Genomic DNA, 19306 nt, shown 5'->3' on the forward strand with positions numbered 1-19306 from the left:
CCTTTCTTTTCAGCATATGCAGGAGCAATCGATTTATACCTTCTCTCTGTCGATCAGGGCCCGGATCTTCATGGCAGCCCAGTCTTTCAGCCGATAGCCCAGAAGCACCAGCTGCGTGAAAGCTTTGGAAATCACCAGAACCATGCAGATCATGGGAACGGTGAAGATGCATTCCCAGCGGAAAATTGAATAAATTCCGAGAAGTCCCGGAAAGAGCATGATTCCAAGGGCAAACAGACAGATAAGAATCACAGTCATTGTCCGTCTGATCCAGTTCATCGGCCTGCAGACCTCAATTACCACCATAAAGCTTACGGTGCCGCCCACCAGAAGATTAAACATATAGGTCATGGTCGGATCGTTATTCCAGAAGGGTGTCAGCACCTGAATCGTCAGAAGACACACCACCATGGACAAAGCCTGTGGTAAGGCAATCCTCAAAACATGCCTCAGGAAACCGCCGCCGTCCACGCTCTCGTTCTGCTCCAGCGTCAGAAGAAAACTCGGCACACCGATGGCCATGGCGCTGATCCAGGAAAGCTGGATGGGAATAAAAGGATATTCCCGGGCGAGGAGAATAAAGAGTACGCAGAGGATCACGGAATAGATCGTCTTCGTCAGGTACAGGGAGCTCACACGCTCGATGTTGGCGATAATTGTACGGCCCTCGCTGACGATGTTCTTCAGGCAGGAGAAATCCGAATCCAGAAGAACGATATGAGCCACCTGCTTGGCCGCATCGCTGCCCGCCGCCATGGCGATACCGCAGTCTGCATCTTTCAGGGCAAGGACGTCGTTGACACCGTCGCCCACCATGCCGACTACCGCCTTGTTTGCCTGGTAAGCCCGGACGATGTTCTGCTTCTGCTCCGGTTTCACCCGGCCGTAAACGGTGTAATCGCCCACAACTTTTTTCAGCTCCTCAAAATCTTCCGGAAGCTCGTTGGCGTCGATATAATGCTCGGCTCCATTCAAGCCCGCTTTCAGGGCAATCTGGGAAACCGTCGCCGGATTGTCTCCGGAGATGACTTTGATATTTACATTCTGTGAAGCAAAGTAATTGAAGATCTCTGGCGCTTCCTCACGGATACAGTCAGAAATGATGATCAGTCCCATGGGGCTTACACCCCAGACCGTACCGTCCTCTACAGTGATCGTGTCACAGGAAGCGAGAAGCAGAACCCGTAAGCCCTCGGCCGCATAGGACTCGGCCTTGAGAAGAATCTCCCGGTCTTCCTCTCTGAGGAGAAATTCCGGCGCTCCGAGGACGAAACAGCCTTCCTGATCATAACGGATCGCCCGGTATTTCCGGTCGGAGGAGAAAGGAATCTTCTCCAGCGAACGCCAGCGGCTGCTCTTCTTGAAATACTTCATCAGGGCATCCTGAGTGTTGTTCACATCGTCAAAGGCAAAGGCCATCTCATTCATCACAGCCTCCACCCGTTCTTTCTCCGTATCGTTCACGCCAATGACGTCCACCACCTCAAGTTTTCCGGTGGTGATGGTGCCGGTCTTGTCAAGACAGAGCACATTTACCCGGGCCAGAGCTTCGATGGCCTCCATCTCCTGAACCAGGGCACGTTTTCTCGCCAGCCGGCCTACGCCGAGGATAAAGGAGATACTGGTCAGAAGCACCAGTCCCTCGGGAATCATTCCGATGACGCCCGCCACGGTTCCTACCAGACAGTCGGAGAAGCCGGTTCCCGCATTGCTCTGGGAAAGGTAAAGCATGATGCCGATCGGAACGATGAGTACGCCGACCACTTTGATGATGCGGTTGATTGTGCGCTGCATCTCAGAGCTGGCACGTTTTTTGGTCTTGGCCTTTTTCATGAGCTGGTAAGCGTAGCTGTCCTCGCCCACATATTCAACCTGAACCACGCCGCTTCCGGCTGTCAGGAAGCTTCCGGACATCAGCCGGTCGCCGGCTTTTTTCTTCACCGGCCTGGACTCGCCGGTCAGCATGGATTCGTTAACTTCCATACCGTCGGACTCCATGACGATGGCATCCGCGCAGACCTGATTGCCTGTGGCAAGGACCATCGTGTCCTTTACAACCACGTCATGAATATCAATTTCCTTTACCTCGCCCCCGCGGATTACCGTGGCTTTGGAAGCTGTGATCACCGCCAGCCTGTCCACCAGTTTCTTGACCTTCATCTCCTGAACGATACCGATCAGCGTGTTGACGATGATGACACCCATGAAGGTGATGTTCTTAAACTGGCCGGATACCAGAATCAAGATTCCTAAAAACAGATTCAGAAAGTTGAAATAGGTCAGCGTGTGGTCCCGGATGATCTCCTTATTCGTCTTGAAAATACTCTCTCCGGTCTGGTTCACCCTGCCCATATGGACCTGGTTTTCCACCTCGGCCTCGGTAAGGCCTTTGTAGACGTAAGTGCCATTCTCCAGCTTCTCCCTGGCCTCCAGCTCGGCTTTCTTCTCCGCATCAGAATAAACCGGGATTTCCACATAAGGCTCCTCCTCCGGTTCCTCCGGCTCGGGCTTCTTCTTAAATGGAAGAGAAAAAGTGAATTTCTTCTTCTCCGGCTTTTCATCAGAAGCTTCGTCCTGGGACTGGTCAGCAGTTTCGGAAGTTGTGCCCGGTTCTGTGCCAGAAGTATTGGAAACTTCTGACGAAGCGGTGTCGTCCGGTTTTTCGGAGGCTTCCGGTTCCGGATTTTCTTTCTTTCTTTTGAATCTCGAGAAGAAACCTTTCTTTTTCGGAGGTTCCTCGGAGGCTTCCTCAGGTGAATCCTCTGGAAGTAGCTCCTTCGGTTCCTCAGAAAGAGTCTCCACATCTGAAGCTGACTCTATATTTTGCGTTTCTGACTTTTCGGAGGTTTCCTGTTCTTCCTTCTGTGACTCTGCTTCCGGAACCTCCGCCGGCTTTATCTCTTCTCCGGCCGGTTCTTCACTCCCCTGCCCAAACAGAGGCTCCATATCCGGATCCTTTTCCCCGGATCCTTCCCTTTTTTCCGGCTCCTTGTCAAAAAGAGCCTCTTTGATATCAGTCATTTTCCCCTTCTTTCGATTTTTTCCTTTCTTTACATTATTGAAAAAAACCAGCTTTTTATCCTTTGATTCTAATACAAATCCCAGTAATTGGCAACCCTAGCCGGGGATTTTATGAAACCTTAATCTTTGCAAAGGAAACCTTGGTGATTTATGGGATGTTTCTTTTGAAATTCTTTCGATCTGGCTTTTAAGGATTCATTTACAGAATGAATCCCCTCTTAATCATTCATATCTGAATCACAGTCATACAAAATGTTTTCTTGTCGTTTTCGAGGTCTTCTGCTATAATGTGGCAAGGTGCTTTAGCACGATAAAGGAGGAAAAGAAAATGTCTTATGTAGATGAAACCATTGAAAGAGTAGTAGCACAGAATCCCTCCCAGCCTGAATTTCACCAGGCCGTTAAAGAGGTTCTCGAATCTCTCCGTGTAGTGATTGAAGCCAACGAGGAAGCTTATCGTAGAGATGCTCTTCTGGAGCGTCTGACCACTCCGGAGCGTATCATCATGTTCCGTGTTCCCTGGGTAGATGACAAGGGACAGGTTCAGGTAAACAACGGATACCGCGTACAGTTCAACAGCGCCATCGGTCCGTACAAGGGAGGTCTTCGCTTCCATCCTTCTGTAACCTTAAGCATTATCAAATTCCTGGGCTTTGAGCAGGTATTTAAAAACTCCCTGACCGGTCTTCCCATCGGCGGCGGCAAAGGCGGCTCCGACTTCGACCCGAAGGGTAAATCTGATCGTGAGATTATGGCTTTCTGCCAGAGCTTCATGACCGAGCTTTGCAAACACATCGGAGCAGATACCGACGTTCCGGCCGGTGATATCGGCGTAGGCGGACGTGAGATCGGTTATCTCTTCGGTCAGTATAAGAGAATCCGCAACCTGTACGAAGGCGTTCTCACCGGAAAAGGCCTGACCTACGGCGGATCCCTCGCAAGAACAGAGGCTACCGGCTACGGTCTTCTCTACTTCACCAGAGAGCTGCTGAAACTGAACGGCATTGACATCGCCGGAAAGACAGCCTGCATCTCCGGTGCCGGAAACGTAGCTATCTACGCAGCCGAGAAAGCAACCGAGATGGGCGTGAAAGTCCTGACCATGAGCGATTCCACCGGCTGGATTTACGATCCGGACGGAATCGACGTTGCAGCAGTCAAAGAGATCAAAGAGGTTAAGAGAGCCCGTCTTACCGAGTACAAGAACTATCGTCCGAACTCTGAGTACCACGAGGGAAGAGGCGTATGGAGCGTAAAATGCGATCTGGCTCTGCCCTGCGCTACCCAGAACGAACTGCTGCTTGATGATGCCAAGGCTCTGAAAGCCAACGGTACCATCGCAGTCTGCGAGGGCGCTAACATGCCGACCACTCTGGAAGCTACCCAGTATCTCCAGGAGAACGGCATCATCTTCGCACCGGGCAAAGCAGCCAACGCCGGCGGCGTTGCTACTTCCGCTCTGGAGATGTCCCAGAACAGTGAGCGTCTGAGCTGGACCTTCGATGAGGTTGACGCAAAACTTCAGCAGATCATGGTTACCATCTGCCACAACATTTCAGATGCAGCCGAGAAATACGGCATGAAAGGAAACTATGTTGCAGGCGCTAACATCGCAGGCTTCGAGAAAGTTGTCAATGCGATGAACGCACAGGGCATTTGCTAATATAAAAAAGACAGCCATTAAAAATTGATCCCCCTAATAAAGCCCTTTGCTATCGCTGAAAAGCATAGCAGAGGGCTTTTTCTTTGCCTTAAAGCAAAAAGAAAAAACCATGCCCGGAAACATTCCTTAAGCATGGTTCTTTTTATTCCTATGAAATCCTTACGGAATCAGATTCGCGAAGACCGACGCTCCGACCACAGTCAGAATACCGGCCACCGCAATCGAAAGGCTGCTCATGGCTCCTTCCACCTCGCCGAGTTCCAGGGCTTTGGAAGTGCCGATGGCATGGGCGGAGGTTCCAAGGGCCAGGCCTTTGGCGATGGGCTCCTGAATCCGGAAGATCTTGAAGACCAGCTCCGCGATCACATTTCCCAGTACACCGGTGACAATGATAACGGCAACCGTAATCGTCGTGATGCCGTGAAGCTCCTCGGAAACGCCCATTCCTATTGCAGTCGTGATGGACTTCGGAAGAAGGGTCACATACTGCTCATGGTTGAGTCCAAAGGCCAGAGCCAGCACGAAGATGCCTCCCATGCTGGCAATGACGCCAGAGACGATCCCCAGAACCACAGCCAGCAGATTCTCTTTTAAGAGCTTCAGCTGCTGATAGAGCGGAATGGCCAGGCAGACCGTAGCCGGTGTCAGAAGATAGCTTAAATACTGGGCTGTGCTGTTATAGGTCTCATAGTCCACATGGAGTACCTGCAGAAAAAGGATCACAACGATGATCGAGAGAAGCAGGGGATTTAAAAATGCCCATTTCAGCTTTTTCTTCAGAAGCAGGCCCAGGCCGTAGGCGATCAGGCTCACTGCCATACCAAAAAATAAGGATTCCTCAAAAAAACTGGCCATCACTTCTCCTCCTCTTTCTCTTTTGTCATCCAGATCACCCTCTGAGATACCCGTCCTGTCACAACCATGACAAACACGGTCACAACCACGGTGATCACGAGCACCGGCACCAGCACCGGTTTAAGATCCGGCCACGCCGTCAGAAGGCCAACGCCCGCAGGAATGAACATGGGCGGCATGATATCCAGCAGGAAATCGCCGGCCACCTTCACCTGTTCCAGTTTGATAATCTTCGTACACAATGCAAAAAGCATCAGAAGAAGACCGTAAATGCTGGCCGGGATCGGAAACGGCAGAACCGCATGACAGATCTCGCCCAGGAAAGTCACAGCCATAATTACGCCAAATTCATAAAGCAGTTTCATTTTAATGTCTTTCCTCCCACTTGTCATAAGTTTCGCAGAAACGTCCTGCGAAGGCAGGCTCCTCGCCACCTGCATAAAGATGAGAGATATCCCCGATGCGGGTGGCACGGAAAAATACCTTTCCCTCTTCTCTCTCCTCCGTCACAAGCTCTGTCACAGAGGTCGGAGCCATCATCAGGGAATGCCACAGAATAAAGGGTGAAATTCCCCAGAGATAGGACAACATGACGCAGCTCACGCCGAAGTGGCAGTAAAGAGCGATCGTGTCCTCGTTTCCCTTTTCTGTACGATACATATTTCCTTCTCTGTGATATCCATGAGAAGCCAGAAGCTCGTCCAGCCCCTTCGCTACCCGGTCATAGAGTGTCGGCATATTGCTCATCTGAGCCGCCTCTGTACTTCTCCAGCCGTCTTTCGTGCAGAACTCCGGATGATTGGTCCAGTATTCCGGCACCATATCCCAGATCACACGGTTCTGGTTGTTTTTATGGGTTCCATAAGCATTTTTCAGTCCCTGGGACTCCTGGGGATTCAAAAATGCCGGAAACTCTTCCATCCAGTCCAGCACCGTAGCTTTTCTTCCTACTTTTTTCAGGGTGTAGTCCGCAGTCGCCCTTGCCCGTCCCAGCGGGGATACATAGAAATCCTTCACCGGAACATTTTTCATTTTTTCCGCCAGAAGCTGTGCTTCCCGATGACCTTTCTCTGTAAGGGAATCGATCGTATAATCGGGATCCCCGTGTCGGATCAACAACAGTTTCATTTGTTCTTTACCTCTTTTCTCCTAAACTCAGCTGCTCTTGGGCAGTCATCTTTTCTATCTTATCACAAACCCCTTTTCTTGAAAAATAACAATTCTGCATGGTTGCCATAAAGAATCCTGCAAACAGCCTTCTCTGGCACAAAAAATATGCCCTGAAACCGTATTTCCACTGATTTCAAGGCATAAAAAAAGCGCGAGACGGGACTCGAACCCGCGGCCTCGACCTTGGCAAGGTCGCGCTCCACCAACTGAGCCACTCGCGCATTTCTGTGCTTTTCTCTGAGGTTCTTTGCTTTCCCTCAAGCACAGGTATATAATAGCATGGGATTTTCAGAATGTCAAGCAGTTTTTTAAACTTTTTCAAAAATTTATGGTTTTAATAAAATACTGATAACATACTGATTATTCGGGATGGATTTGTGGGTGATGTTGTTCAGCTTGATGAGATCCAGGTCCACCCAGACCTCCTCTGCCGCCACCATCACATTGGCCAGCATGATTCCGAAATTCAGCTCCGTAAAAGGATTGAGAAGGCTCTTTTCATCCAGAGGCTTCTTAGAAAACACATGAATCCGGTTCTCGTAGACCACAAACCGCCAGGGCTGGCTGTTCGTACTCGAAGGGGCCAGACGGGCTGCTTCCAGCATCTCCTTCACCCAGGCCTTGGGCTGTTCCTTGTAGACACAAAGATCATCCATGGCAATGCGCTTGGGTTCCCTGTCACGGTTTCTGTCCGTTTCCTTCGGAAGACCGAAAGCAAGAACGATCTTCAGAAAAAGTCCTTCTGCCTCCAGCTCCTTATCCCGACGCTTCGCCATTCCCACAAAGCAGCTCCCTATGCCCCTGGTCTCCAGGTAAAGGGACAGCTGCTCCATGAGAAAGCCTGCGTTCATATCACTTTTTTCCTTCGATTCCGAATAGAGTGCCACATAGTAGGGCGCCTTCACATTGCAGAAGCCACCGATCTTCTCCTTCTCCGTACAGCGATTCACAATTCGGATCTCTGTGCGTATATCCGGAAACAGCGGCTCTACTTCATTTAAAAAGTCCGGAATCCCTTTTAAAATCGTATCGTCCAGAGGTTCCATCCGATAATTCCGGACGGACCGTCTTGCATAAATCGCTTCATATAAATTCATAATACGCTCCGTTATTGTTTTGTAATATAATTGTAACATACTTTTTTTATTTTACAAGCCATACGGGGCAATTTTAAAAAATCTTAAGATTATGTCATCCTTCGTATTCCAGGATATAGAGGCGGCTTCCGGTCTTCTCCTGGATCAGGAAGTTCTTGAGCAGTTTCAGTTCACGATTCTCCTTCAAAGCACTGCGGAAAGCATTTTCCTCGGAGGTATAGAGGAAAAGGCGGCCGCCTTTTTTCAGAAGCTCCGGCACTCGTTTAAAGAAAGCGCTGTAAAGCTCCGTGAGCTCCAGAAGATTTCTGCTTCGGCCCGTGAGCGGAAGGTCAGAAACGATCTCGTCAAAGAGATACTCGTGACGGAAATCCCGGACGTCCCTGTTGATGTAATGGATCGTGATTCCAGCGGCCTCAGCGTTGACTCTGGCCTTCAGGACGGCCTCCTCGCTGATATCCAGACCATAGAGGGGATCAGCATTTCCGGCCTTCACACGCTCCACCAGAAGAGTTCCCACGCCACAGAAGGGATCGAGAACCTGAGCCCCATCCACAAGCCAAGGTTTGGAAAGCTCCATGAGAAGGGCGGCCCGAACCGGTGCCATAGCTGCCGCATAGCTCTCCTTCCGATAAGAAAAACGGGTATCTTTCAGGGTAAAAAGCTTCATCAGCGGCACAAAGCTGCCATTCTTTCCTTCAATCAGGCGAAGCTCCACCTCATAATCCGAAGTGGAATTGACAAGCTCTCTTCCGGAAGCCTTCTCAAGAGCTGCGGAGAACATTTTCACCCAGGCAGTCTTTTTCTCCGGAGCCAGAGGGCTCTTAAGCTCTGTCCGGAAATAAAAGGCGCCGCCGCCGCTGTGAAGACTCTTTAACTGCTCCAGCACCGGAGCTGCAAGCTGGGAGGCCGCCGCCTCCGGCGTTCCGCTGACGCTTTTCAGACCCTTCACCGGAAAAAGAAGCTCTCTCCAGGTACGGATCGGGAGAACTGACTCCAGATCATAGGTAAAAAAGCGCATGCCGCCTGCCAGCATCGTGACTTTCTCCTCTTTCAGCTGGTTTCTCGTGGCCTCCCGCTGTTCCCGGTTTGTGAGGAGGATCACCTCCACCTGGCGGTCAAAACCGTCGAAGGTGTGTTTTTTGTGCTTCTCCTTTTGGGAAATCAGCTGCTGGAGGATACCGGCCTCCTCCCGGAGGTGTTTCTGGTTCTCCTCCGTCACGGGGGTCTCATCCAGCTCCTGCAGGCGCTCTTTTAAATAAGGAAGCTCTTCTTCATAGTCCAGGTCAAACAGGGCTTTCAAGTAGGCGCTTTTCACAAAGAGGGTGTCCTCTTTTTTGTAGGCGTTTAAGAGCACCGGCACCAGATCGTCGCTCTCCATGGCCCCCAGAACCAGGGCCGCGTTTTTCCGGACCTTGGGATCTTCATCAGAAAGGCAGCGAGTCAGGATTTTGAAGTCGCCGCCCAGCTGATAGGCAAGCTCCCGCCGGTTCTTTTCCTCCTTCAGAAGATTTTTCATCTCGATGAGTCCTGCCCGGAGCTCTGTTCCCGTGCTGACTTTTTCATAAGCGTTTTTTAATTCCTGTTTCAAAAATTTCTCCTCCTTAGGCATATTCTGCCAGAACCGCCCCAACATCGGAGCGGAACGTTTCCCAGGCTGCCTCGTTTTCCACAAAATATTTCGGGCAGTCTTTTCCTGTAATATCGTAATGACGGATCACATCGTTTTCCGTCAGGTTAAATTTCGAGCACAGAAAAGCCGTCAGCTGCACCAGCGAATCATAGGTGGCGTCCGTAAACTTTCCGGTCTCATCCGGATGACAGCACTCGATGGAGACCGTGTCTGTGTTCCGGCTGTTGGAGGCGTAGGCGATCTCGCTCGTGGGGATGCACTGGATGATCTCTCCCTCCAGGCCGATAACAAAGTTGCTGCTCACCTTGGTCGTGTGAGTGTCCTTCAGATTTTCAAAATAATCCCTGTTCTGCTGAGCCGTGCTGCCGGGGTTGGCGGTATAATGGACCACCACGCCGTTGATCGTGCCGGTGGAAAGGCCGGGCCTTGAATATTCATTTACCGTCAGAAGCTGAAGATCGATATCCGGCATAGGTACTTTCGCCTGCGCTGCCTCCATCTCCGCACTCTCCGTATAGGGCACGGAGACATTGACGGTCTTCGGTGTCAGAAAAATCTTCAGACAGATGACTCCGCCCACAAGAATCGTACAGAGAACCAGCGCAATGACGATCCGCTGGATCCAGACCTGGCGATGCCTTTTCCGGTCACGTTCACTCAAAACCGGCTGTGCAGCTGTCGTTTCTATCTTCGGTTTTGCCTTCGGCCGTTCCTTCCGGACCGGCTTCTTTCTCGGAGGCTCATCATGCCCCCGGCTTCTGTGTCTTTTTTCATTCTTCTGTATATCCATTTGTGACAATCTCCCCTTATCTTTGCGGCGTTTTTTTCCGCCTCTTTCAGTATACAGGGCTTTGCCGCAAAAAAACAGCAGAAAACTCTGAATTTTTTCTGAAGACAAAAAAAGAAACCGCGAAGGGCAGACCTGAACGGATCTGCTCTGCACGGCTTCTGAAACTGCATCTTCTGTTTACTCGTCTACGCTGTAGTTCGGAGCTTCCTTGGTGATATGGATATCATGGGGATGGGACTCTTTGAGGGATGCGGCAGAAATCTTAACAAAACGTCCTCTCTCTTTCAGTTCCTCGATCGTCGGGGTTCCGCAGTAACCCATACCGGCTCTTAAGCCCCCCATGAGCTGGAATACCGTATCTTCTACGCTGCCCTTGTAAGCAACACGGCCTTCCACGCCTTCCGGAACCAGCTTCTTCGCGTTGGTCTGGAAATAACGGTCTTTGCTTCCGTTCTCCATAGCGGAAATGGAACCCATACCACGGTAAACTTTGTATTTTCTTCCCTGATAAAGCTCGAAGGTTCCCGGGCTCTCGTCGCAGCCAGCGAAGATGGAACCCATCATGCAGACATTGGCGCCTGCTGCGATAGCCTTGGTCATGTCTCCGGAGTATTTGATTCCGCCGTCAGCGATGATCGGAATACCGTACTCCTTGGCAACCTCGTAGCAGTTCATAACAGCTGTCACCTGGGGAACACCGATACCGGCTACCACACGGGTGGTGCAGATGGAACCAGGTCCGATACCGACTTTGACAGCGTCAGCGCCAGCCTCGATGAGGTCTCTCGTTGCCTCTCCGGTAGCCACGTTTCCTGCGATGACCGGAAGATCCGGGTATTTCTCTTTGATCATCTTCACGCAGTTTAATACGTTTACGGAATGGCCGTGAGCGGAGTCAAGTACAACGACGTCCACATGAGCCTTCACAAGAGCGTCCACACGGTCCAGAACGTTCGCTGTGATACCTACAGCGGCTCCGCAGAGCAGACGGCCCTGAGTGTCCTTTGCGGACAGCGGGTATTTGATCTGTTTCTCGATATCTTTGATGGTGATGAGACCGCGGAGGTTAAAATCATCATCAACGATGGGAAGCTTCTCCTTGCGGGCTTTGGCCAGGATTTTCTTGGCCTCGTCAAGGGTGATGCCGACTTTCGCTGTGATCAGATTCTCGGAAGTCATAGATTCTTTGATCTTCTTGGAAAAGTCTGTCTCAAATTTCAGATCACGGTTGGTGATAATACCTACCAGTTTTCCATTCTCAGTGATGGGTACGCCGGAAATCCGGAACTTGGCCATCAGGTCGTTGGCATCTGCCAGCGTGTGCTCCGGTGACAGATAAAACGGATCGGTGATAACGCCGTTCTCTGAACGTTTTACCTTGTCCACCTCGTCCGCCTGCGCTTCAATGGTCATGTTCTTGTGGATGATACCAATTCCTCCCTGACGCGCCATAGCGATCGCCATCCGATGCTCTGTAACGGTATCCATACCGGCACTCATCATCGGAATGTTCAGCTTAATGGTCTTCGTCAGATATGTGGTCAGGTCTACCTGATTCGGAATTACTTCAGAGTATGCCGGCACAAGCAGCACATCGTCGAAAGTAATGCCTTCGCCAATAATCTTACCCATTCTTATCCTTCCTCACTTTCAGATTTTAACGTTAATTTTAGCACAGCGTATCATGGAATGTCAACAGCTCCGGGGGATCAGCTCAGTATTTTTTTCAGTTCATCCATGAAGGTATTGACATCCTTAAACTCCCGGTACACCGATGCAAACCGCACATAGGCCACGGCATCGAGATTTTTCAGCCGTTCCATGACGATTTCACCGATCACCTTGCTGTCGATCTCCTTTTCTTCCCGGCTGAAAAGTTCGGTCTCCACAGCATCCACCAGTTCATTCATTTTTGACACAGGGATGGGTCTTTTGTAGCAGGCACGAAGCACGCCCGCCTCCACTTTTCTCCGGTCATACTGTTCCCTGGTCTGATCCTTTTTAATCACGATCAGCGGGATGGTTTCCACCTTCTCATAGGTGGTAAAACGTTTGCCACAGGCGTCGCAGAGCCGTCTTCTACGGATCGATGAATTATCATCCGCCGGTCTCGAATCCACAACCCGCGTGTTGTCCTGATTACAGTAGGGGCATTTCATAGGCTTCCTCCTTATTTTCCCTGATGCCTGCGAATTGCTCCGCTGCGAAACAGCTTAGGCAATTCTATTTTGAGTATAGTCACTCCGTCAAACCATGTCAATGAATACTTACGACTTTTTTCGCATAATATAGAAGGAACACTTCCGGAGGTGTCCCTTGCGTCTGCTGGAAATCCGCCAAAAAGAAGTCATCAACATCCGTACCTGCGCCTCCTTAGGCTGCGTCATGGATCTTCTCATCGATGAAAAAAACGGCTGCATCCTGGCTCTTATCATCCCCGGGCCCGGAAAGTTCTGTTCCGTTCTCGGCCGGGACTCGGAATACATCATCCCCTGGGAACAGGTCTGTCAAATTGGCCGGGATATCATCCTCGTGGATATCGACGAAAAGGAATGTCGGAAAAAATGTGAATAACTTACGCTTCATCCGCTGGAAAATGAATGCCTCCGCTCTTTCTTGCCGTCTCCAGAATCTTCATGACGGTCAGGCTGTGCTCCAGGAGCCGGTCTGCTTTTTCCCAGTCTTTTTCTGTGAGAATCCGGTCAAATTCCAGCATCTCATCTACCATCCGGTGAGCACTCCGGTTCTCGGTAAAGGTTCTGGTCTCTCCGTTTATGCGGACCGTCAGCTCCGCCACCTGGCTCGGGATGCCGTTAACCTTGATGTAGCCTTTTTCGCCCTGGACAATAGCATAACCCGGGCTGTCGGAATCCTTGGCTCCCGAGAGAACCGCGTGAAAATCCGGATATTCCAGGACTGCCGTTCCGGAAGTATCGATGCCGTTAAAACCGATCCTCGGATAATAGTGAACGCTTTCCGGCATGCCGAAAAGACCTGCTGTAAAATGAAGGTTGTAGATATTGATATCCATGAGAGAACCGCCGGAAGCCGCCGGATCAAAGGCCGGAAGGACCTCTCCCGCAAGATACTTATCATAACGGCTGGAATACTGGGAAAAATTGGCCTGGACCATCGTGATTTTCCCGAGATCTTTTAAATGCTCCTGAATCCAGTGGTAATTTGGAAAATGAAGAAGCGTGATAGCTTCGAGAAGGAAAAGATGCTTCTCCCTGGCCAATCTCACCAGTTTCTCCGCCTCTTTCACTGTGGATGTAAAGGGTTTCTCATTGATAACGTTCCGGCCCGCGAGAAGAGCCTTCTCCGCGTAGAAGGCGTGCATCTGATTGACGATCCCTAAGTACACCGCGTCCATCTCCGCCTCTTTCAAAAAGGTCTCATAATCCGTATAGAGAGCCGGAATCCCGTACTGCTCTGCCAGCTCCCGGCCTGTCTTTTCACTCTGCGGCCGGCAAACCAGAGCCGTCACCTCGATCCGCTCCTGATCTTTCTGCATATTCAGAAATTCCCTGACAATCTTGCCCGTTCCTGCAATTCCTACTTTCATCTTCCGTTCCTCCTGATTTGCGCGTTTTCTTAACTATAACACACTTCTTCACACAAAGGAAGCCGCCTAAGATATGAGTTCGCGGTTGCTCTATCTCAGGCGGCTTCTTTTTATGATTTAGGAGAAAGTATGAAAAAGAATATCTTTGTTGCATCTCCTATAATAATGGCAAAATATGTCTAAACTATGAAGAAGTCCGGAAGGTTTTGTGAACTTTCAGAAGACTTTATCGCAGGTAATTTCTCAGCGTTTTCAGAGCGCTTTTTTCGAGGCGGCTCACCTGGGCCTGGGAGATCCGGATGAGACGCGCCACCTCCATCTGGGTCTTTCCCTCGTAAAAACGAAGCCGGATGATATGCCGCTCCCGGTCCGTCAGCTTTTTCACCGCCTCGTTTAAAGAGAGCACTTCGATCCAGTTTTCCTCCCGGTTCTTTTTGTCACTGATCTGGTCCATGACATAGAGCGTATCGCCGCCCTCCGTGTATACCGGGTCGTAAAGGCTCATGGGCGTCTGAATTGCGTCCATGGCGTAGACAATTTCCTCTTTCGGAATACCGATCTCCTCCGCGATCTCCGTGATCGTGGGCTCCTTGAGATTCTTTTTCACATAGCCTTCCCGGGCGTAGATGGCCTTGTAGGCCGTATCCCGAAGTGACCGGCTCACCCGTATGGAATTGTTGTCCCGAAGATACCGGCGGATCTCTCCGATGATCATCGGCACCGCGTAGGTGGAAAACTTCACGTTCAGCGTGGAATCAAAGTTGTCAATGGCCTTCATAAGGCCGATGCAGCCGATCTGGAAGAGGTCGTCGGCGTTCTCGCTGCTGCTGCCGAAACGGCGAATCACACTTAAGACCAGCCGGAGATTTCCTTTGATATAGAGCTCCCGGGCCTCGCTGTCCCCTTCCTTTATCCTCTCAAAAAGCGCTTCCTTCTCCTCATTTTTCAGAAGCGGCAGTCTGGCTGTGTTGACGCCGCAGATCTCTACTTTATTCAGAGCCATGGTTTCATCCTCCTATACAAGCTGTTCGTCTGTACAGTAAGATGATTCACCGTCCTGTTTTCAACTATGCGTTTTTCGCCAAAATTTTAGAAAGTTTTCGGCCTTGACAAAAAGAGCGTGACATTTCTGCCAAAACAGGTATAATAAAATCAAACCACTAATCCGAATATTTGATCTAAAGGAGGATTTTCATTATGCGTGTCTTATACAAGGATTTTTCCGACGGTTATCTCTCCGTGGCAGAGGTGACCGGAACCACCTACTATGAGGAAGAGCATGTTCTGGAATTTATCGGTTCCGACCGTGATTTCGCCATCCAGGCAGATGAAAGACTGGCAGAAAAGCTCGTCCGCGACCTCTACGAAAACGGCCGCCTCGATGTCACCGCCTACGAGCCCGCAGACGTTGATTTTCTTTTTGAGGAAGACAGCGAGGACTTCGAGGAGGAAGACGAAGATTTCGACGATGAAGATATGCTGAACGTCTATTTCGCCGACGACGATACGGATGGCATCCATATCCCCCGTACCATCCGCTTCCCGAAAAACCGCGACTAAAAAATGAGCCTTTGGCAGGATTCATTCATCTGCCAGAGGCTCACTTTTTAATTTTCTTTTTGAAAAACAACCGTAATCTTCGTTCCTTTTCCCACTTCACTCTCCACCCGGATCTTCGCCTGATGAACGAGGGCCGCGTGCTTCACGATGGAAAGCCCGAGGCCAGTGCCGCCGGTCTCCCGGGAATGGCTCTTATCGACACGGTAGAAGCGCTCGAAAATCCGCTCCTGGTCTTCTTTGGCAATACCGATGCCGTTATCCTCCACGCTCCAGACGATGCCCTCCGGCGTCTCCCGAAGGTCCACATGAACCCGTCCGCACTCGCCGGTGTATTTCACAGCGTTATCCGCAAGATTATAAAAAATCTCATAGAGCAGCCGGTAAACACCCCGGATGTTCCGCGTGTCCTCCCCGGTAAAAATAAGATTGATCTTCTTCTTCTCCGCCTGATGCTCCAGATTTTTCAGCACTTCCCGGCTCATCTCGCCGATATCCACAGTCTCAAAAGGCAGCTTCCCGCTGTTCTCATCCAGCTTGGAAAGCTCGATGATATCCTCCACCAATGTTTTCAGGCGGGTGGCCTCGTGATGAATCCGGCCTGCAAATTCCGGAATATCCTCCGGCCGCACCAGACCGTTTTCCATGATCTCCGCATAGCCGGAAATGGACATGAGAGGCGTCTTGAGCTCGTGGGAAACGTTGGCAGAGAACTCTCTTCTCACCTCTCCCGCTTCCTTAAGCTCCTCCATCTGCCGGGCAATCTGCCGGTTCTGCTCGTCCAGCCGTCCAAGCAGCGGACGCATCTCCTCATAAATCACGTTGTTCAGTGGATGCTCCAGATCCAGCTCATTGATAGGCTCCATGATCTTATTGGTATGAACCGTAATAATATAGATTGTAAAAAGAAGCACCAGAAGAAGCACTCCCCCCAGGATCAGTGTGCCGGAAAAAAGCGTCTTGAAAACGCTGTCTGTGGTTCTGGCCACTCGTAAAATCTCGCCGTTATCCAGACGTACCGCATAGTAAAAGGTCTGCCGGGAAAGGGTTTCCGAATAGCGGACCATCTCGCAGGAGCCGTTTTCTCTGGCTTCAATAAACTCAGGCCGGCTCGCATGATTTTCCATGGTCTCGGGGTCCTCCTCCGAATCATAGAGGACCTTTCCTGCGGAATCCACGAGCGTAATCCGGTTGGCCGTCGTCTGGCCCACGGTGGACACCAGATAAACATCCCCGCTGGCTCCCGTCTCCCGCGCCGCCTCCATCAGCGTACGGACATACTCCGCTTCGTCCCGGATGCTGCCTTTCACCGCATCCCGGACCTTTTCATACATGACAAGACTTGCTGTCACAAAAGAAAGAAATACCGCAACGATCACCAGAAAGCTGGCGTTTTTCAGCATTTTCTTTCTCATTTCAGCTCTCCGATCCGATAGCCCACGCCCCGGACGGTCTCAATGAGAGCCCCGGCATCGCCAAGCTTTTGTCTTAAGGAACGGATATGGACGTCCACGGTACGGGTCTCCCCGTCGAAATCATAGCCCCAGACATGGCCCAGAAGCTGATCTCTCGTGAGGACGATGCCCTTATTTTCCACCAGATATTTCAGAACCTCAAATTCCTTTAAGGTCAGCTCCACGAGACGGCCGTTTTCCTGGACTTCATGACGCTCCACCAGGATCGTGAGGGAACCGCAGTGAAGCTCTTTTTCTCCCTGCTTCTGGCCGCTTCGCCGTAAGACTGCCTTGACTCTTGCAAGAAATTCCATCATGCCGAAGGGCTTCGTGATGTAGTCGTCCGCCCCGGCATCCAGCCCCTTTACCTTATCAAACTCCGCACCCTTGGCCGTCACCATGATGACCGGAATCTCTTTCGTGGAGCTGTTGGCTTTGAGCTTGTCCAGAATCGCATAGCCGTCCTCCCCGGGAAGCATGATATCCAGAAGAATCAGCTCCGGCCGGTTGTTTTTGAGCTCCTGAAAAAGCTCTTTTCCGGAATCAAAGCCCTGGGCCTGATAGCCGGTGGTGCTTAAGGTATAGACAAGAAGTTCCCGGATATTCCGGTCATCTTCCACACAAAAAATCATAGTTTTCCTCCTCAATTACGGGAGTACATACTGCTCCCTCTCCTTAGCCACAATCCGGTGAAATTCTTCATTGCTCTGGGATTTTACCTGCTCCAGGTAGCTGTGGGTATCAAAGGAATCTTCCTGGACCTGAAGGATACAGACCGCGATATTGGAACAATGGTCCGCCACCCGCTCCAGATCCGTGATGATATCCGAGAGGATAAAGCCCATCTCGATGGTGCATTTTTCATCTCGCAAACGCTGTACATGGCGCTTTTTCAGCTCCTGATTGAGCTCGTCGATGACCTCCTCCAGAGGTTCCACTTTTCCCGCCAGGACCATATCTTTTTCCTCAAAAACAGTAACCGCTGTTTTTACGATATCTTTGACTGCCCGACAGAGAACACTCAACTCTGCCAGCGCCTCGTCGGAGAAGGCCAGTTTTTTCTGATCCAGCTCCCGGGCTGCTCCCAGAATATTGACCGCATGGTCGGAAATCCGCTCGAAATCTCCGATGCAATGAAGCATGATGGAGAGATCGTGACTGTCCCGGCTGCTCAGATCCTTCTGGTTTAATTTTACCAGATAAGTGCCCAGTTCATCCTCGTAGCGGTCCACTTTTTCCTCCGTGGTCTCCACAAAGGAAGCCTTCGCCTCATCGTAAACCGTCAGAAGAGACAGAGCGTCGGAAAAAGCGTCTTGTGCGCTCTCAGCCATTCTGGAGGCTGCATGACGGCTCTGCTCCATAGCGAAAGCCGGTTTCTCCAGGAAACGCTGATCCAGCGTGAGAAATTCCTGATTCTCCACTGCCGGCGCCTGGGTATTTTTCTTGTCCCGGATCGTGAGGCAGGCCAGTTTTTCCAGTCCCTTGGAAAAAGGCAGAAGAACCAGAGTGGCAAAAATATTAAACATACTGTGAATTACGGCGATGCCTGCGGGGCCCGCTGCCTGGGACATGAAAGAAAAATCCACAAAAAGGTGCAGGAAATAGAACAGGCTCATAAAGATGGCCGTACCGATGATGTTGAAGTAAAGGTGTACCATAGCCGCCCGTTTTGCATTTTTGCTGGCTCCCACTGCGGAGAGAAGGGCGGTCACACAGGTACCGATGTTCTGGCCCATGATGATCGGCAGTGCCACGTTATAGCTCACTGCTCCGGTCACGCAGAGGGCCTGCAGAATACCAACGGAAGCGGAAGAACTCTGGATGACTGCTGTCAGAAGGGTTCCTGCCAGCATACCGAAGAGCGGGTTGGCGAAACGGGTCAGAAGGCTGGTAAATTCCGGCACATCTGCCAGCGGTTTCACAGCCCCGCTCATGGTCTCCATTCCGGTCATCAGGATGGAAAAACCAAGAAGGATGGTTCCGATATCTTTCTTTTTCTCATTTTTGCAGAACATGACAAGAATCACACCGACCAGAGCCAGAACAGGCCCAAATGTGGTGGGTTTACAGAGCTGCACCACAAAGTTGCTGCTCTCAATACCGGAAAGGCTTAAGATCCAGGAAGTCACTGTGGTACCAATGTTGGCGCCCATGATCACGCCCACTGCCTGAGAAAGCTTCATAATTCCGGAGTTTACAAAACCGACCACCATAACGGTCGTAGCCGATGAGGACTGGATCACAGCCGTCACGCCAGCTCCCAGAAGTACTGCTTTGATTGGATTGGAAGTGAGATTCTCCAGAATCTGCTCCATTTTTCCGCCGGATATTTTGGCGAGGCCGTCGCTCATCACATTCATTCCGTACAGGAACAGGGCCAGGCCACCAAGTAATGTAATCAAACTAAAAAAGTCCATAAACGATAAATTCCTCCCTCGATTTACTGATCTTCTCATATGTGTTCGAGCTATTATAAGGAATTTATGTTAAATAAGAACCTGTAT

17 protein-coding genes and 1 tRNA gene are annotated in these 19306 nt (G+C 50.7%); 3 read left to right on the forward strand and 15 right to left on the reverse strand.

The genetic code is table 11. The annotated features are described in order from the left end of the window. Positions 1-33: 33 nt before the first annotated feature. Complete coding sequence (locus LKD71_RS09765; protein WP_227615268.1) at positions 34-3021, reverse strand: HAD-IC family P-type ATPase; 2988 nt, start codon at positions 3019-3021, stop codon at positions 34-36. Positions 3022-3349: 328 nt separating this feature from the next. Between LKD71_RS09765 and gdhA the strand changes: the two genes are divergently transcribed. Beyond that, entirely contained in the window at positions 3350-4684 is a 1335-nt protein-coding gene (gene gdhA / locus LKD71_RS09770; RefSeq protein WP_178045852.1) for an NADP-specific glutamate dehydrogenase, read from the forward strand. Positions 4685-4843: 159 nt separating this feature from the next. Here the strand turns inward: gdhA and LKD71_RS09775 are convergent, their stop codons facing one another. The 9 genes from LKD71_RS09775 to nrdR form a co-directional block, all read right to left on the reverse strand. After that, the gene (locus LKD71_RS09775) at positions 4844-5539 is read right to left on the reverse strand and encodes an LrgB family protein (RefSeq protein ID WP_178045853.1); all 696 of its coding nucleotides are present in this window, start codon (positions 5537-5539) and stop codon (positions 4844-4846) included. Beyond that, entirely contained in the window at positions 5539-5904 is a 366-nt protein-coding gene (locus LKD71_RS09780; RefSeq protein WP_178045854.1) for a CidA/LrgA family protein, read from the reverse strand. The genes LKD71_RS09775 and LKD71_RS09780 overlap by 1 nt, the downstream gene beginning before the upstream one ends. Position 5905: 1 nt before the next feature. Then, positions 5906-6667, reverse strand: a complete 762-nt coding sequence (locus tag LKD71_RS09785; RefSeq protein WP_178045855.1) for a histidine phosphatase family protein — start codon at positions 6665-6667, stop codon at positions 5906-5908. A gap of 190 nt (positions 6668-6857) precedes the next feature. Beyond that, positions 6858-6930 (reverse strand) — tRNA-Gly (locus LKD71_RS09790). Positions 6931-7035: 105 nt separating this feature from the next. Continuing rightward, the gene (locus LKD71_RS09795; protein ID WP_227615269.1) at positions 7036-7806 is read right to left on the reverse strand and encodes a nitroreductase family protein; all 771 of its coding nucleotides are present in this window, start codon (positions 7804-7806) and stop codon (positions 7036-7038) included. A gap of 94 nt (positions 7807-7900) precedes the next feature. Next, on the reverse strand, positions 7901-9394 hold the full coding sequence (locus tag LKD71_RS09800; RefSeq protein ID WP_227615270.1) for a methyltransferase domain-containing protein: 1494 nt from the start codon (positions 9392-9394) through the stop codon (positions 7901-7903). A gap of 13 nt (positions 9395-9407) precedes the next feature. Further along, the gene (locus LKD71_RS09805; RefSeq protein WP_178045858.1) at positions 9408-10226 is read right to left on the reverse strand and encodes a peptidoglycan recognition protein family protein; all 819 of its coding nucleotides are present in this window, start codon (positions 10224-10226) and stop codon (positions 9408-9410) included. Positions 10227-10403: 177 nt separating this feature from the next. Continuing rightward, positions 10404-11858 (reverse strand): IMP dehydrogenase, encoded by a 1455-nt coding sequence (guaB, locus tag LKD71_RS09810; RefSeq protein ID WP_178045859.1) that lies wholly within the window; start codon positions 11856-11858, stop codon positions 10404-10406. Between the two features lie 77 nt (positions 11859-11935). Beyond that, entirely contained in the window at positions 11936-12385 is a 450-nt protein-coding gene (nrdR, locus tag LKD71_RS09815; RefSeq protein WP_178045860.1) for a transcriptional regulator NrdR, read from the reverse strand. A gap of 157 nt (positions 12386-12542) precedes the next feature. On the opposite strand from nrdR, the gene LKD71_RS09820 reads away from it, so the two are divergent. Continuing rightward, complete coding sequence (locus LKD71_RS09820) at positions 12543-12800, forward strand: YlmC/YmxH family sporulation protein (RefSeq protein WP_178045861.1); 258 nt, start codon at positions 12543-12545, stop codon at positions 12798-12800. 1 nt (position 12801) lies between these two features. Here the strand turns inward: LKD71_RS09820 and LKD71_RS09825 are convergent, their stop codons facing one another. Both LKD71_RS09825 and sigG read right to left on the reverse strand, forming a co-directional pair. Further along, positions 12802-13791: a Gfo/Idh/MocA family protein gene (locus tag LKD71_RS09825; RefSeq protein WP_227615271.1), complete on the reverse strand. Its 990-nt coding sequence runs from the start codon at positions 13789-13791 to the stop codon at positions 12802-12804. Positions 13792-14017: 226 nt separating this feature from the next. Beyond that, positions 14018-14794 carry an RNA polymerase sporulation sigma factor SigG gene (gene sigG / locus LKD71_RS09830; protein ID WP_178045863.1) on the reverse strand — a complete coding sequence of 259 codons (777 nt, stop codon included), beginning with the start codon at positions 14792-14794 and terminating at the stop codon, positions 14018-14020. 194 nt (positions 14795-14988) lie between these two features. Here sigG and LKD71_RS09835 point away from each other — a divergent pair, with 194 nt between their 5' ends. Next, positions 14989-15351: a hypothetical protein gene (locus LKD71_RS09835; protein WP_178045864.1), complete on the forward strand. Its 363-nt coding sequence runs from the start codon at positions 14989-14991 to the stop codon at positions 15349-15351. Between the two features lie 47 nt (positions 15352-15398). On the opposite strand, the gene LKD71_RS09840 is transcribed toward LKD71_RS09835, so the two are convergent. From LKD71_RS09840 to LKD71_RS09850, 3 genes are read right to left on the reverse strand one after another with little or no spacing between them, the layout of a single operon-like run. Then, positions 15399-16763 (reverse strand): sensor histidine kinase, encoded by a 1365-nt coding sequence (locus LKD71_RS09840; protein ID WP_227615272.1) that lies wholly within the window; start codon positions 16761-16763, stop codon positions 15399-15401. Then, entirely contained in the window at positions 16760-17434 is a 675-nt protein-coding gene (locus LKD71_RS09845) for a response regulator transcription factor (protein ID WP_178045866.1), read from the reverse strand. The genes LKD71_RS09840 and LKD71_RS09845 overlap by 4 nt, the downstream gene beginning before the upstream one ends. Positions 17435-17449: 15 nt before the next feature. Continuing rightward, on the reverse strand, positions 17450-19219 hold the full coding sequence (locus LKD71_RS09850; RefSeq protein ID WP_227615273.1) for a Na/Pi cotransporter family protein: 1770 nt from the start codon (positions 19217-19219) through the stop codon (positions 17450-17452). Between the last annotated feature and the right edge of the window lie 87 nt (positions 19220-19306).

The organism is Fusicatenibacter faecihominis (genome assembly GCF_020686945.1).
Classification (GTDB): Bacteria; Bacillota; Clostridia; order Lachnospirales; family Lachnospiraceae; genus Limivivens; species Limivivens faecihominis.